Origin of the sequence: Chryseomicrobium aureum, from assembly GCF_016909155.1 — a bacterium.
Classification (GTDB): Bacteria; Bacillota; Bacilli; order Bacillales_A; family Planococcaceae; genus Chryseomicrobium; species Chryseomicrobium aureum.
In genome coordinates, this window is sequence record NZ_JAFBFG010000020.1 from 1 (window position 1) to 13,803 (window position 13,803).

The 13,803-nt window shown below is 42.1% G+C and carries 15 protein-coding genes; 9 read left to right on the top strand and 6 right to left on the bottom strand.

Annotation, left to right across the window (positions count from 1 at the left end; all coding sequences use genetic code 11):
- Positions 1-98 precede the first annotated feature (98 nt).
- Positions 99-1,463: an RQC-minor-2 family DNA-binding protein gene (locus JOD03_RS11695; protein ID WP_204591342.1), complete on the bottom strand. Its 1,365-nt coding sequence runs from the start codon at positions 1,461-1,463 to the stop codon at positions 99-101.
- Between the two features lie 154 nt (positions 1,464-1,617).
- Here JOD03_RS11695 and pxpB point away from each other — a divergent pair, with 154 nt between their 5' ends.
- From pxpB to JOD03_RS11710, 3 genes are read left to right on the top strand one after another with little or no spacing between them, the layout of a single operon-like run.
- A complete protein-coding gene (gene pxpB / locus JOD03_RS11700) occupies positions 1,618-2,277 on the top strand; it encodes a 5-oxoprolinase subunit PxpB (RefSeq protein WP_204591344.1) in 660 nt (219 codons plus the stop codon).
- The gene (locus JOD03_RS11705; RefSeq protein ID WP_204591346.1) at positions 2,270-3,232 is read left to right on the top strand and encodes a 5-oxoprolinase subunit C family protein; all 963 of its coding nucleotides are present in this window, start codon (positions 2,270-2,272) and stop codon (positions 3,230-3,232) included. Before pxpB ends, JOD03_RS11705 begins: the two co-directional genes overlap by 8 nt.
- A complete protein-coding gene (locus tag JOD03_RS11710; protein ID WP_204591348.1) occupies positions 3,219-3,974 on the top strand; it encodes a 5-oxoprolinase subunit PxpA in 756 nt (251 codons plus the stop codon). The genes JOD03_RS11705 and JOD03_RS11710 overlap by 14 nt, the downstream gene beginning before the upstream one ends.
- Positions 3,975-4,061: 87 nt before the next feature.
- Here JOD03_RS11710 and JOD03_RS11715 read toward each other — a convergent pair whose 3' ends face one another.
- Entirely contained in the window at positions 4,062-4,619 is a 558-nt protein-coding gene (locus tag JOD03_RS11715; RefSeq protein WP_204591350.1) for a hypothetical protein, read from the bottom strand.
- Positions 4,620-4,837: 218 nt separating this feature from the next.
- Between JOD03_RS11715 and JOD03_RS11720 the strand changes: the two genes are divergently transcribed.
- The gene (locus JOD03_RS11720; protein ID WP_204591352.1) at positions 4,838-5,287 is read left to right on the top strand and encodes a phosphate-starvation-inducible protein PsiE; all 450 of its coding nucleotides are present in this window, start codon (positions 4,838-4,840) and stop codon (positions 5,285-5,287) included.
- Between the two features lie 107 nt (positions 5,288-5,394).
- Here JOD03_RS11720 and JOD03_RS11725 read toward each other — a convergent pair whose 3' ends face one another.
- The 3 genes from JOD03_RS11725 to JOD03_RS11735 form a co-directional block, all read right to left on the bottom strand.
- Positions 5,395-5,556: a hypothetical protein gene (locus JOD03_RS11725; RefSeq protein WP_204591354.1), complete on the bottom strand. Its 162-nt coding sequence runs from the start codon at positions 5,554-5,556 to the stop codon at positions 5,395-5,397.
- A gap of 64 nt (positions 5,557-5,620) precedes the next feature.
- Positions 5,621-5,776, bottom strand: a complete 156-nt coding sequence (locus JOD03_RS11730) for a hypothetical protein (protein WP_204591356.1) — start codon at positions 5,774-5,776, stop codon at positions 5,621-5,623.
- Between the two features lie 70 nt (positions 5,777-5,846).
- Positions 5,847-6,164: an ArsR/SmtB family transcription factor gene (locus JOD03_RS11735; protein WP_204591358.1), complete on the bottom strand. Its 318-nt coding sequence runs from the start codon at positions 6,162-6,164 to the stop codon at positions 5,847-5,849.
- Positions 6,165-6,371: 207 nt separating this feature from the next.
- Here JOD03_RS11735 and JOD03_RS11740 point away from each other — a divergent pair, with 207 nt between their 5' ends.
- The 3 genes from JOD03_RS11740 (at position 6,372) to JOD03_RS11750 (ending at position 8,813) form a co-directional block, all read left to right on the top strand.
- Entirely contained in the window at positions 6,372-7,673 is a 1,302-nt protein-coding gene (locus JOD03_RS11740) for a M48 family metallopeptidase (RefSeq protein WP_204591360.1), read from the top strand.
- 186 nt (positions 7,674-7,859) lie between these two features.
- Complete coding sequence (locus tag JOD03_RS11745; RefSeq protein WP_204591362.1) at positions 7,860-8,444, top strand: YdcF family protein; 585 nt, start codon at positions 7,860-7,862, stop codon at positions 8,442-8,444.
- Between the two features lie 87 nt (positions 8,445-8,531).
- A complete protein-coding gene (locus JOD03_RS11750; protein ID WP_204591364.1) occupies positions 8,532-8,813 on the top strand; it encodes a DUF1292 domain-containing protein in 282 nt (93 codons plus the stop codon).
- Between the two features lie 40 nt (positions 8,814-8,853).
- Here the strand turns inward: JOD03_RS11750 and JOD03_RS11755 are convergent, their stop codons facing one another.
- Positions 8,854-9,177, bottom strand: coding sequence for an STAS domain-containing protein (locus tag JOD03_RS11755; protein WP_204591366.1), 324 nt, complete (start codon positions 9,175-9,177; stop codon positions 8,854-8,856).
- Positions 9,178-9,287: 110 nt separating this feature from the next.
- Between JOD03_RS11755 and JOD03_RS11760 the strand changes: the two genes are divergently transcribed.
- Together JOD03_RS11760 and JOD03_RS11765 are read left to right on the top strand one after the other, a co-directional pair.
- Entirely contained in the window at positions 9,288-13,058 is a 3,771-nt protein-coding gene (locus JOD03_RS11760; protein WP_204591368.1) for a DEAD/DEAH box helicase, read from the top strand.
- Positions 13,039-13,791 carry a hypothetical protein gene (locus JOD03_RS11765; protein WP_204591370.1) on the top strand — a complete coding sequence of 251 codons (753 nt, stop codon included), beginning with the start codon at positions 13,039-13,041 and terminating at the stop codon, positions 13,789-13,791. The genes JOD03_RS11760 and JOD03_RS11765 overlap by 20 nt, the downstream gene beginning before the upstream one ends.
- Positions 13,792-13,803 lie beyond the last annotated feature (12 nt).

Sequence of the window (13,803 nt, forward strand, 5' to 3'; positions counted from 1 at the left end):
CCTGAATCGTACAAAGGTATATCCGGAGCCCACTATCAAATATCAGATGTGAAATAGTTCAAAAAGGTCCGGCCAGGGTTTTTGGCCGGATTTTCCTATTACCAAAAGCTCTTGATAGCCTGGGGAATCAATTTTTTAGGCCACGGTCGCAGGAGTCCAAAAATCGGTGAAGTGTGTAGGTTTAAACTACGAACTTTGCTAGTAGCTTCACCTTTTAATACTTGGATTAATAAATGGAATGTCATATTTTCATCGCGTGCTAAGTAATCCTCAATGACATCGACTTCTTCTTCCATCAGCTCATATCCCTTCGTAGAGAAATAAACGACTTCAGATTTTGAAACCTCAGTAGTGGTATGGTTTGCTTGCTCGAGCTCATCTTGCAGAACATTTAGGAATTCTTCTTTTGTAAAAGCAAGGTAAGGTTGAACAAAGCGTAAGCTATCAATCGTTGTTAATTTAACGTGTTGAAAAGAAAGCAAAGTTGGCTCGATGAGGTCATGTGGAAAAACTGCCTCACGTATCGATGCTACAAGTTGATGCCCAGGGCCAAGGATATCTTGGGTAGCGACATTCTTCGTCCATAACTGAACTTGTTGAAGTTTTTGTAAAGCTTTTATTACTTTAGGAGTACCCTCTGCTAAGTCATTGAATTGTCGCTCGATTGTAGCGATACGCTTTTTAGCTTGTTCTATAGATGGTTCTTCATGGAGCACGACTTGATCTGAAAGTGGGTAGTAGCCGTACTGTAGGTCACACTCTTCGCAAGTCACAGTAAAGCTGGTGGCGGACTTTGAGATTTCAAGTTTGATCGGATGTTTACAGGCTACGTAGCGTGCTTGCTCTGGCAGTGCACGGTAAGGTCGTAACACGATTTCCACCCGATGGCGCCAAAATGCCACATCTTCTGGTGGGTTTAAAACACCTAACAGCATCGAGCGGTTTAGAACCTCGACAGCTTCAATCACATCACGCTTTTCACGAGCAAGCTCAATAAAAGGGTTTTGACTGTATGCTGCTTGTGCTTTGGCTTTCCATTGTTTTCGGGATAAAGAAATAAGTTTACCTGTAAACGCATAACGCGTGAGTTGTAACTCTAGATAGCTTTTTAGTTGTGTTTCCGATAATTTATATAAGTTTTTTGTATCAAAATGATGTGTTTGTGTAGTGAGCTGCAGTCCTTGTTTCTGTTTCTTCCACAAAAAATAGTCTGGTTGAATCAAATACGGGTAAGCGTTCGTTTCCCCAACGACTGCTAGTGGAAAGACGCCGACGGGAAGTTGAGTCAGCTTTGCGATTCGATGTTGATCTTCCATGGGGAATGCATGGAGTAACTCTTTGATGGTTGCATTTAATTGGTTTAAAAATGATTTAGATGTAGATGAGGGTAGTTCAGCGCCTATCGGTAGAAGATAGAGATGGTCAAATGGTTGATCTGTGAAGCCTACTTGAGTCAGTGACATAAAAACTCCTCCTCTCTCTTCAGTATAATGAGTTCTAGGACGATGCCCAATTAATTTGCTCTTGTAAGTTTCAAAATTGGGATACGAAACATTGTAACGAGAGGACTTATCTTATAAGATAAGAAAAAGTTTTGAATAATGGGATGGTGATGATGTGAAGTCATTTTGGCTGTCGGAAGACTTGTGGATTATTCGTTTCAATCAATCAGAAACAACGAGTGCCCATATTCGAGCTATTGAAAAAATAATTACTACTCGTTTTCAGGATGTAATTCGTGAAACCATTCCTACAACAACCACCCTCGGTATCTATGTGCATACTACATCACCCAGGACAATGATAAATAAACTCGAACACGAGTGGGAAGCCCTAGCACAAACCGCAATTTTTGATGTGGATCACCAACCGAGAATAATTGATATTCCTGTAGTTTATGGTGGAGAAGAAGGGCCGGACTTGGCATTTGTTGCCGAGCATACGGGACTGAGCGAAGAACAAGTTGTGGAAAAACATACATCTGTTTTATATCCCGTAGAGATGATTGGATTTGCACCCGGATTTCCATACTTGGCGGGATTACCCGAAGAAATTTTTGCTCCGCGCAAAGAAACACCACGTGAAAAAATAGTGGCAGGTAGCGTAGGGATTGCAGGGTCTCAGACAGGTATCTATTCAATTTCTACACCTGGTGGCTGGCAGATCATCGGGCGAACAACAGTAGAATTGTTTTTATCCAATGAAGACCCGCCTAGCCTTCTTCAGCCAGGCGACTTAGTCAGATTTGTGGCGTTAGGGAGGGATGAAGATGCTTGAAGTCATACACCCTGGTCCGTTTACTACTATTCAAGATTTGGGTCGGCACGGCTATCAACGCTACGGTGTTAGCGTGACAGGGGTCATGGATATCCAGTCGCATACTTTAGCCAATTTGCTAGTGGGGAATGAGCCAGATGAAGCAACCTTCGAAATTACTTATTCAGGTGCCAAATTCAAGTTTCATACTTCTGCACTCATCGCTATCGCTGGAGGAAACATGATGCCTTTAGTAAGTGGTGAAGCTATTCAAAGTGGGCGCCCTGTTTATGTCTCAGCAGGTAGTGTGCTGCATTTTTCAAAACTGAAATCAGGCTGTCGTGTATATCTTGCTGTTGCAGGGGGATGGGGTGTCCCCACTGTCTTGCAAAGCAAAAGTACGTTTCTTCGAGCGGGCATGGGTGGTTTTGAAGGAAGAATACTTCAGAAAGGCGATACAATCTCGTATACTACTCAGCAAAGAGAACAATCGCTATCTGTGGAGTGGCATGCAGTATCCGACCACTGGTGGAAACGCGATTTTGTGCGTGTGATGAAAGGACCAGAAATCAATCGGTTTACATCTGAACAAATTCGTCGGTTTACGAGTATACCTTATACAGTTTCTTCTCAGTCGGATAGAATGGGCTATCGACTTACAGGAGAAGCCATTCAGAAGGAAGTGTCTGAAGAGATGATTTCAGAGCCTGTCACATTTGGCACCATTCAATTACCGTCGGACGGACAACCGATTGTTTTAATGGCAGACCGGCAGACTACAGGAGGGTATCCGCGCATTGCGCAGGTCGTACGAGCAGATTTGTGTGTTCTGGCACAGAAGAAACCGGGGGATACTGTCCAGTTTGAATGGGTAGAGTTCGAGCAGGCACGCAAGCTATCCTATGCAGTTCATCATTGGACAAAAGAAGTACAAGCTAGTATTGAGATGAGGAGGAAATCACGTGCGCTCTATTGATATAAATTGTGATATGGGAGAATCTTTTGGGGCTTATCAAATGGGAAATGACCCTGCCATCCTGCCCTATATTTCATCTGCTAATATTGCATGTGGATTTCATGCGGGAGATGCACACGTCATGCGTATAACAGTAGAGCAGGCACTACTAAACAATGTCAGTATTGGAGCGCATCCAGGGCTACCGGATTTACAAGGGTTTGGCAGACGAGCACTCGAGATCTCTCCACAAGAAGCGTTTGATTATACCGTTTATCAAGTCGGTGCTATGCAAGCTATAGCAAAAAGTTGTGGTGCGGTTGTTAAGCATGTGAAAGCACATGGCGCACTTTACAATATGGCCGCACGCAATGAAGAATTAGCAGATGCAATTGTCCGTGCAGTAAAAAGTTGTGATGAACAACTTGTAATTGTCGGACTAGCGGGTAGTGACTGGATTCGAGCAGCCGAAAAGCAGGGCATGAAGTATGCGCAGGAAGTATTTGCAGATCGTAGATATGAAGCTGACGGAAACTTGACCCCACGCTCTCATCCAGATGCGTTGATTACAGATACCAACGAAGCGCTTGAACATGTTGAACGTATGGTCGTGGAAGGGATTGTAAAGACTCGTCTAGGTGAGCGACTTCCCATTCAAGCAGATACGATTTGCATTCATGGAGATGGAGAGCATGCGGTAGAATTCGCAGAAGCGCTCAACAGTCGGTTCAAACAACTTGAGATTGTTGTTCGTCATTTTTAAGTGGGAGATATGAGTAGAAATAAAAAGCGATGACGTCAACTAGCGTCATCGCTTTTCTTGTAACACGAGACTTTAGTGTTTGTAAAACTAATGACGCTTGTCTTGCGAATGTAGTAAATCTTTTTCTGCATCCGATGTTGTTGGTAAAAATGGGTCAGGGCAATAATCTGTTCTCTTCCCGTACCGGACCATTTCATAAATGAGTAAGCCATTATTCGGTTTTCCATTTACCATCCGCATAGGGACGATATCGAACAACACATAGTAAAAACTATAGAAAATATACCGATCCCAAAACGAAGGCCATACTTCAAGGACACCATTCACGAGTAAAAGATTCAGTCCAATGGCGACAAAGCTATTCATAAGGATAGGCGCGCTATAGATAACAATATAAATCCATCTATTTTTATGGGCTAGGTCATCGTATGAAAACCAGCTATAGAGATGATAATACTTTCGAATATCAAACATTCCGAATTTTAGTAAGCGTGGGCCACTTCCAATGGTGATCCGTGGATTTTTTAAGCCAAAGAAAAATCCAACAAGTACATAGGCAAATTCACGAATGAATACAACGATTGGTAGAATAATGAAAGCTGAAATCAACAGAGAGAGAAAATCGGCAAAACCAAATGTAAACATGCAACTCCTCCTTCTTGTCTTGGCAGTATAGCAGGTCTCTGTAAAATTGTAATGTCAAACCCATGAAATGGAAACGCTTACCAAAAATAAGTGTTGACGAGCGCATGAAATCCACGTATAACTAGACTAATCCTTTGATTGTAAGGAAAGTTTACATGGCGTTTATAATGGCTTCATGAAGTAAGCGTACAGTTGAGGTGAGTAGAGGAGGAAGTGAGATGAAAAGAGAAGGAAAACCTTTGGCAGTAATGGTACCGAAAGTGTTACAGCTTTTCTTAAATAGTGCGTTGATCGGTTTGGCGATCACTTTATGCTTTTTGCTCATGCGGTCACTGATTGAATTCATCCAACTCCTATGGACGATGGAATCCTACAACTATAAATTGTTTTTAGCAGATATTTTATTGTTCTTTTTATATTTTGAGTTCATTGCAATGATAGTGAAATATTTTAAAGAGGACTATCATTTCCCTTTACGCTACTTTATCTATATTGGTATTACTGCGATGACACGAGTAATCATCGTTGAACATGATAATCCTGTTCATACATTGCTGAATTCTGTAGTTATCTTCATTTTGATCGGGGGTTATTTCATCATTAATATGACGCCACGTGAAAGACCCGAACCACATCCACCGAAAAAAACCTCCCTGCATCTTAAATGATGTAGGGAGGTTCTTCATTGTGAGAACAATTTACGTAAAGTTTCTTTTAACCACTGCCCAAACGATTGCTTTGAAGCGAACTCTCTTGATCGTTCAATACGCATGGATTAAGCAGACTTTTGAGTAGACTTGAAGATGTTCCATTTAGACAAGCCTTTCACTTTGCTTGTAAATGAAGCTGTTGTGTTTTCAAGACGCTGTTCTGCATGGAAAGCTGTCTCTGATTGTTGTTCTTTTACTGATTCTCCAAATGTATAATAGTTCATCATTTTTATTCCTCCATAATTGTGTGAATTTTTAATTAAACAAGACAATTTGATAAAAACTTTAAAATTAAGCCGTTCGTTTAGATTTGATTGAAAACCACTGTGTCCAAGATGGTTTTTTAGAATGAGCTGCTGTTTGGTTTGTCAAACGCTGCTGTGCTAAAAATTGAACGGAATCTTGGTGTGCTTTCACGGACTGGTGCATTGTGTAAACATTCATCATGAGTAATTCCTCCTAAATTGTTTGAATTATTAATTAAACAAGACAATTTGATTAAAAGCACAGCCGGAAATCAATTTTCCGGTTTGAACATACAGCATAGCTCATCGGAGAGCAGTTGATTTAATTCGTGCTGGTTCAATTCGTAAAAACTCCATGTGCCGCTTGTTTCTTTTAAAAGTAAGTCGGCGTCTAAAAGAATTTTAAGATGGTATGACAGTTTTGATTGTGTCATATCGACGAGAGGTGCAAGATCTCCTACACACATAGCGCCTTTATTCGATAGGATGTTTAAAATCTGCAAACGCTTCTGATCACTAATGGCTTTAAACTTTTTTTCAAAAGTAGCTAATGTATCGGAAGAAAGTGTGTAATATGTCGTTTCTTGCATCGAATTCACCTTCTAGTAATCAATCAAATTTTCTTGATATGTTCATCATACGACCACTAAAACCGTATGTCAACTATTTCATCAAAAAATATTGATTAATTGATAATGGTGAATTTTGAGAAAATTAATTGTTAGAAAATGTCGAAAATAAGTGATGATTTTCATAGGACTACATGCTATTCTGATAAAGTAAAAGGAGGAAGAAACATGCAATCCAGTCAAATTCAATCCAGTCGAGAAACTCTATATTTTATCATTAGTTTGCTTTTTAGTATTTTGATCTACATCGTAGCAATCGTATCAGTGGTAGGAATCGCTATTGCACTTCTTGTTGCAGCATTCATAGTATACATACAATTAATGATGCTCGGTTCTATTCGAGGTAACGGAGTCCGGATTCATCAAAACCAATTCCCAGAAATCTATGCTCGTACCCAACAATTAGCACGCGATATGGGGCTAGCGAAAACACCAGATATTTTCGTGGTTCAATCTGAAGGTGCATTAAATGCATTTGCTACTCGTTTCTTAGGGCGCGATATGGTTGTCTTATACTCGGAAGTTTTTGAACTTGCGCGTGAACAAGGACAAGATGAATTAGATTTCATCATTGCGCATGAGTTGGCACACGTCAAACGTCGTCATGTGTGGAAGAATCTCTTAATTCTTCCTGCAGGTTTCATCCCATTCCTCTCTCAAGCGTATAGTCGTTCATGTGAGTACACATGTGATCGCCATGCAGCGTATATGATTCAAAATCCAGCTGCTGCTAAACGTGCCTTGACGTTGCTTGGCATGGGGAAAGGAATGTACAAAGAAGTAAATGAGGATGCTTACGTCCAGCAGATTGAAACGGAATCAAATGCAATCGTTTGGTTGGCGGAAGTACTTTCTACACACCCTCGCATTCCAAAGCGAGTGCAAGCAATTTCGCAATTTGCACAAACAGGAGAGCGCCCATATTTCCCGAACACAGGAAAAATCATTGGTGGGATGGCGATTATTACAGCTGTTGTTGGCGCGATCTATATTGGTTCTATAGTGTTGTTGACGACGAGTGGGGTATTATTAGGTAGCTTATTCGCCAGTGCTTTGGATACCCCGTTTAGTGAAGGTAGTGGCTATGATGAACCAATTGTCGAATCGGCAGGTCAAACTCCACTGATGTTGGCTGCACAAAATGGAGATATCGAAGCGATGGAATTAGCTATTGCAAGTGGTGATACACTAACAGACACTGACGAAGAAGGTTCAGACGCTTTGATGTATGCCGTATACGGGCAAGAACCAGCTGCTGTAGAATATTTGTTAGAGCAAGGTGCAGACCCTAATACTTCAGACGATTATTCCACTGCTTTAGTCACATCCGTATTCTATGGAGACCGCGAAGTGGCAGAAATGCTACTTGAGTATGGAGCAGATCCAGAACAAACGGGTCCGGATGGTATGACGATTTACGATGTGTATGGAAATGAGACTATAGAAGAAGTATTAGATGAATTATACTAATCAGAGGGCCGTCCAAGTGGGCGGCTTTTTTGTCCCACCTGATTAAACTATGCAGATCCTTATAAATGATGACCATTAATTTCAATAGTTCGACACATGATGTAGGTCTGTCGTCACTAGTTAAATCCCAATAATCTTCTATACTAAAGTAATTAGAGACTATAGAGATGGGGATTTGAGAGCATTATGCACGTTACGGCAAAATTAGTATTAACGAGTTTGTTAGTTTATATAGTTGTTTCGATGTATGGGATTTGGACCTTCATGGCAGAAGCAGACTATACAAAAGCAGATGCAGCATTAGTTTTAGGAACACGTTTAGACGGTGAAGAACCATCCTATGCTTTGCGAGAACGCATTGATCACGCGATTTGGCTCTATGAACATGAACTGGTGGAGCGCATCGTATTCACGGGTGGCCTGACAGAAGGGGGTCTCATTAGTGAGGCGGAAGCGTCTAAACTGTACGCGTTATCTGTAGGGGTTCCAGAAGACGTGATTGTTGTAGAAGACCGATCACTTGTGACACGAGAGAATATGTTGTTCACAAAAGAACTTGCAGAAGAGCTAAATCTTAGTGACTTTCTTTTAGTGAGCGACCCATTCCATATGAAACGTGCGTTAATGATGGCAGACGTGTTTGGATTGGAAGTGATGGCTGCGCCCACACCACAAAGCGTTTACACAAGTTGGGGTGAGCAGTTTCCATTCGTCCTGCGAGAGACACTTGCATACGTGGGAAACCAACTAACCTTCAATAAATCGTTTTAAAGCATTTTCTCTAGGGAAAAGATAGGTATAGACAGCTGCAATTATGCTATGCTGTGAAAGTGAAATAGATTACGAGGAGGAACCCACATGAGTACAGTACAAGTAGGCGATGTTTTTTCAATGGAAGATGAGAACGGACAAGAAGTAGAAATTGAAGTTCTTGGACTCGTTACTGTTGAAGAAGTAAATTATGCAGCCGTTGCATTCTCAGAAGATGTACAAGATGATTCGAAAGAAGACATCGATGTTTTCTTCCTTCGTGTAGAAAGTGAAGAAGAGCTGTATGAAATTGAAGAAGATGCTGAGTTTGAACGTGTATCGAAAGCATTTCAAGATCTTCAAGAACAAGCAGCAGAAGATTTAAACTAAGACTACAAAGGCACCCAGTAACGGGTGCCTTTTTGTGTGCTTAGTGATTTCGTTCTAGTGTAAACCCTATGTTTTTTAAAGCACGTTCAATATTCGCTTCTATCATCACGTTTTTTAATCGAATGCCTAATCGGTTTGTTTGCAAGACGGTTTCAGGGCGTAGTCCAGTAAGGACTGGTTTAACGCCTAAAAGGTTTAATAGGTTCGTGATTTTCATCAAGGAATCCGCTGCTGATTGATCCATTTCAGTGATTCCTGAAAGGTCTACAAGCAAATAATCCAAATTCATTTCTTGGCTGCGTGTAATGTTTCCGATCCAAGTCGTTAAGTAGGTACTGAGAAGTATACCATTCAAACTAGACAATATAAAAGAATTTCCCGGGAAATGACATCTTTAAACTAAGGACTTCTGACGGTTTCATCTCCTCCCTATTCAGTGTACTATTAAGGAAGAAGAAATAAATGAGGGATATCATGACAACGCTTCGTACATTTTCATGTCCTGTCCGCCTCACGAAGTCTGTCCAAGACGCGTTTAAACGATTTGGATGGAGTGAGACGGGGTTTTTATCGGACCAGCAGACATATAGTGTTCTCATCGAAAAGAATAAAGACCCAGAGCAGACCGCAACAAAGGTGCTGCTCTATTTTACGGCGTTTTCACACGCACAAGCAGATCATAAAGTGCCTGTTTTGACTCTACTGCTTGAAGAAAATGTTCTGACAGCTGTCCACTTTATGATGGCACCGAAGAAAGCAAGCCGTGCAACAAATTGGAGAAGAGAAGTCAATTTGACGTTCGTGCCGGATGTGCGCGTCCGAAACCCAATTCCACTAGCCTTTCGGGAATGGCTCGCAGACTTGCCCCATGCAAATGAGCGAACCGCTTATGTGAAGAGGCGAATTGCGGGTTGGGAAGGCTATTTGGCCATCCAAGAACAGCAGTTAGATATTGCGGACATACGAGCGAGCTATGAATCTGTGTCGCTTCAAAAAGATTTCCGAAAACTAACCCTTTATGGTGCTGTAGTGAAAAATGACCAGTGGAAGAATTTGCGGGAAATGGATGTAAAACTTCTAAGTATTGGTCGCGAGATCGGGAAGGTGACGAAAGTCTCACCGCGAGATCGCACGATTGAAGTGACAGTTCTCCCATATATGGAAGATGTACTTCGTCGCACACCCCTCGATCGTTTTGGGACGGATGCGGTATTTACGAATTTCGCATCAGTCAGTCAAATTCGAAGACTGCGTTCAGGGTTCCAACAGCTTGAGAAAGGGCATGCTGAGAACCCCTTGCTCGAACAAATCTTGTTTGAAGAAAGCCCACCTGTTGCACCTTTAAAAGAAATTCCGAAGATTTCCTATTCTCACCCACTGAATGAATTTCAGCGCCGTGCAGTTGAAGGTGCCCTCGCAGCAGAAGACTTGTATGTCATACAAGGCCCACCAGGTACAGGCAAGACGACCGTTATTTCCGAAATTTGTTTGCAGAACGCAAAGGCTGGATTACGAACACTTGTCGCTTCACAATCAAATCTTGCAGTAGATAATGCATTAAGTCGTTTACTAGCAAACAAAGACATTCGTATTTTACGTGTAGGGCGAACGGAGAGTATTGAAGAAGAGGGAAAACGATTTATAGAAGAGAACATCGGAGATTATTGGAGGGAAGTAACGTTAAAAACGGTCACTTCGACAGTGAATGAGCGAAAAGAGCGTCTTGAACAGTTAACTAGTGAACTAGCAGTGATTCGTCCACGCTTCGAAAAGGTCTCTCTAGAAGTCGAACAATGGAAACAAGAAGTGAAAAAGAAAGAGACGGCTGTTGCTGAACATGCCAATCTTACTTTGCAACTTGATGAGTTAAAGCAGAAAGTACAGCAACTCGAAGAAGATCGGATACGGCTATCAGGGTTCGTGCAGATGAAAGATCAAGAAGTGTCTGAACGTATGGCGCAACTTGAAAAATTAAATGAACAAGCAGCAGCATTTCCAGAGATGGTCGACCTTGAACAAGAAATTGCCCAAAAAAATGAGCAGCTCGTTGAATTGGCACGCTTGGTAGAACTAAAGAAAATTCACCAAGAAATTCAGCAAGCTACAACTAGGTTCGCTGAAGTTGAACAACCATTACAGGAACTGCAGGCTGGCCTCGACTCTGTAGAGGAGCACCAACAAACTATACGAAATTTAAAATCTGTGGCATCTTTTCAAGATGTGCTTGAAAGTGACCCGCAGTATGCAACATCTCGTGTGTTGTTTAAATTAAAGGGTATTCAAGGAATTCGAGATTTAATTAAAACGTATCATCCTGTTAAAGAACTAGTAGCACTCTACGAAAAGGCGCTGGATTACTTCATAACACGACTTGGTGAGAAACGGCGACCAATTCGACCAGTACAGGAACCCGTGTACCGAAAAGAAGAGCTGCAAAGTTATTTGGATCAAGGTAGGAATTGGATCAGGCTCGGCGAGTTGCCTAACCAAATTGGGATTGCAGAATACGTTCAGGGGTTATACGGTCGCATGCGTTATATGGCAGCCGTAAAGTCTTATTATGACGAATTAGTAGAACGAGGAGAATCTGAACTGGATCTTTTAAAGCAAGAACTCCTACACATTCACAAATTGCATAATGAACAGCTCTTGAAAGAAACAGCGGGCTTGCAAGAGCAATTTGCCACTTTGAGGAAAGTTCAGGAGGACTGGCAAGAGCAATGGGTTTCTCTAAACGGGGACCACTACCTAGAGAAAGTAGAAGCACTTGAAGATGTCACAATGTTTACAACTGAACGAGAGCTTGAAAAGCTTATAAAAATAAAGCGAACGATGGAAGAATTTGATGCTACCTATCAACAAGCGCAAGAAAACACGGGGACGGCTAAATTAGCGTATGAACAAGCGCAAGTGAATCTAGCTGAGTTTTTGGAGAGCTCATCCCGCTACGATACAGATATTCTCAAACTTGAACAAGAACGAGGGCTTTTGGAGCCTTTACTAGTTACTACACCAGAAGAGCAATTGGAAGCCGTTCAGAAAGAGTGGCTCTCTCTGCAGTTCGAACTTGGAAGGCTTGAAAAAGAGAACGCAGAGGCACCGGTGCACCAACAGCTTCAGTCACAGTGGCAGGAACTCCTCGAAAATGCGTCGGCAGAAGATGTCGATGAGATCCGTAAACTGAACGTCAAATATGCAAACGTTATTGGAACGACTTGTGTAGCGTCTGCGCGTAAAGACTTCGTAGAAAATTATCCATCATTTGATGTAGTCATTATTGATGAAGTTTCCAAAGCAACACCACCAGAGTTGCTGCTTCCGATGTTAAAAGGAAAAAAAGTGATTCTTGTTGGAGATCATCACCAACTACCGCCACTGCTCGGCGATGATACGTTAGAAGAAGTCCTAGGCAAGATGGTAGAAGAACAACCAGAGTTTGCTGGAAAACAAGAAATCGAGAACCTATTAAAAGAGTCTCTATTTGAACGTTTATATAAAAACTTACCGTCTACACATAAAACGATGCTCGCGATCCAGTACCGAATGCATGAATCGATTATGAGAACAATCAGTCCGTTCTATCAATACGAAGAAGACGAACTCCAATGCGGACTTGTGGACTCGGATGCGATGCGAGCCCACGGTCTCGATTTACCATGGGTCACTGCAAACAATCATGTGGTGTGGCTTGATACCCCGAACCAACAAGAGTACTTTGAAGAGCGAGTGAAAGGGGGACGTAGTCTTTGGAATCCTAAAGAGCTCGGCTTGACGAAACAAGCCTTACTCGATTTGAATGAAGCCATTGGTAAGGCAAAAGAAGCCGGAAAGTATCCACACGACTATCAAAAGTCAGTCGGTGTCATCAGCTTCTACGGAGAACAAGTAAAACAGCTCGACCGTCTGATTCAGCAAGAACTACGACTATCCCATCTTCACATTCGAACTGGAACGGTCGATCGCTTCCAAGGGATGGAGATGGAAGTGATTCTGTTAAGCATGGTACGAAACCATCAAGAGTCAAGAGGGGATATTGGATTTGCCAACGACTACCGACGACTAAATGTAGCGCTGTCTCGCGCGAAGGAGCTTCTTGTATTGATTGGAAGCAGTGAGATGTTCACAAAACGTGTGAAACGTGCTGCTACTAAAGAGATGTATTCCCATGTCTATCAAACCGTCCAGGAGCTAGGTGGCCATCGCTTACCGGAGGAGGTGCTGACCCATGTCAGAGTTCCAAACTAAACTGCGCAATCAATTGCTCAGAAATCCAGTCCTCACTTTAAAAGAACAACGCAGTTGGCAATTACCGGTATATACATTTGAAGTTGCGTTTAGTCCGGTACGCAGGTTTCGTTTAGATATTTTGATGCGCATGATCTTGCAAGTCATCGAGACCGTATCTGTTCGACGAGCTAGAGCCATTGCAGACTTACTCTATGTGGAAGAATTGTTTATTGAAGATTTGCTTGAGAAAATGACTCGAAATGGTTTGATTGAGCTAGGGAAAGAAGGGTACGCGTTGACGTCACACGGCTCTCGTCAACTTGCAGCGGGTGTCTTTGAAGAGGAACAAGCAGAAACTTATATGCAACTTGTTTTTAGTCCATTGCATACAAGGTTCTTACCCAATGAAGCAGATGTAGAGTTTGATGAACACACTGGAGACCCCTTTCGATACGCAAAAGAGAACGCAGTGGAAGCAGGCGAGCAGTTTTTACTGACAGGCGTCCAAGAAGCACTCGCAGATAAAGAGGAGCATACAAGAGACTTTGTTGAGACCGTCAATCATCTACTCGATTTTGATGAAGGTGAGCTTCAGTGGGTCACGTGCTATGAATTTCTGGTGCATGATACGAAAGAGAGTATGACCTATGTTCGCATCTGGAACCCACTTGTGGATGGGTGGGATGCGACACTCGAAGAAGTAATCGAACAGCAAGAAGGACTGACATGGAAAAACGCACCCACTTTCTAAGAAAGAGGGGTG

What these genes read in the sequence shown, in the direction of transcription:
- JOD03_RS11695 (WP_204591342.1), bottom strand. Translation starts at nt 1,463, where the DNA reads ATGTCACTGACTCAAGTAGGCTTCACAGATCAACCATTTGACCATCTC.
- JOD03_RS11705 (WP_204591346.1), top strand. Translation starts at nt 2,270, where the DNA reads ATGCTTGAAGTCATACACCCTGGTCCGTTTACTACTATTCAAGATTTG.
- JOD03_RS11715 (WP_204591350.1), bottom strand. Translation starts at nt 4,619, where the DNA reads ATGTTTACATTTGGTTTTGCCGATTTTCTCTCTCTGTTGATTTCAGCT.
- JOD03_RS11720 (WP_204591352.1), top strand. Translation starts at nt 4,838, where the DNA reads ATGAAAAGAGAAGGAAAACCTTTGGCAGTAATGGTACCGAAAGTGTTA.
- JOD03_RS11725 (WP_204591354.1), bottom strand. Translation starts at nt 5,556, where the DNA reads ATGATGAACTATTATACATTTGGAGAATCAGTAAAAGAACAACAATCA.
- JOD03_RS11730 (WP_204591356.1), bottom strand. Translation starts at nt 5,776, where the DNA reads ATGATGAATGTTTACACAATGCACCAGTCCGTGAAAGCACACCAAGAT.
- JOD03_RS11735 (WP_204591358.1), bottom strand. Translation starts at nt 6,164, where the DNA reads ATGCAAGAAACGACATATTACACACTTTCTTCCGATACATTAGCTACT.
- JOD03_RS11740 (WP_204591360.1), top strand. Translation starts at nt 6,372, where the DNA reads ATGCAATCCAGTCAAATTCAATCCAGTCGAGAAACTCTATATTTTATC.
- JOD03_RS11745 (WP_204591362.1), top strand. Translation starts at nt 7,860, where the DNA reads ATGCACGTTACGGCAAAATTAGTATTAACGAGTTTGTTAGTTTATATA.
- JOD03_RS11750 (WP_204591364.1), top strand. Translation starts at nt 8,532, where the DNA reads ATGAGTACAGTACAAGTAGGCGATGTTTTTTCAATGGAAGATGAGAAC.
- JOD03_RS11760 (WP_204591368.1), top strand. Translation starts at nt 9,288, where the DNA reads ATGACAACGCTTCGTACATTTTCATGTCCTGTCCGCCTCACGAAGTCT.
- JOD03_RS11765 (WP_204591370.1), top strand. Translation starts at nt 13,039, where the DNA reads ATGTCAGAGTTCCAAACTAAACTGCGCAATCAATTGCTCAGAAATCCA.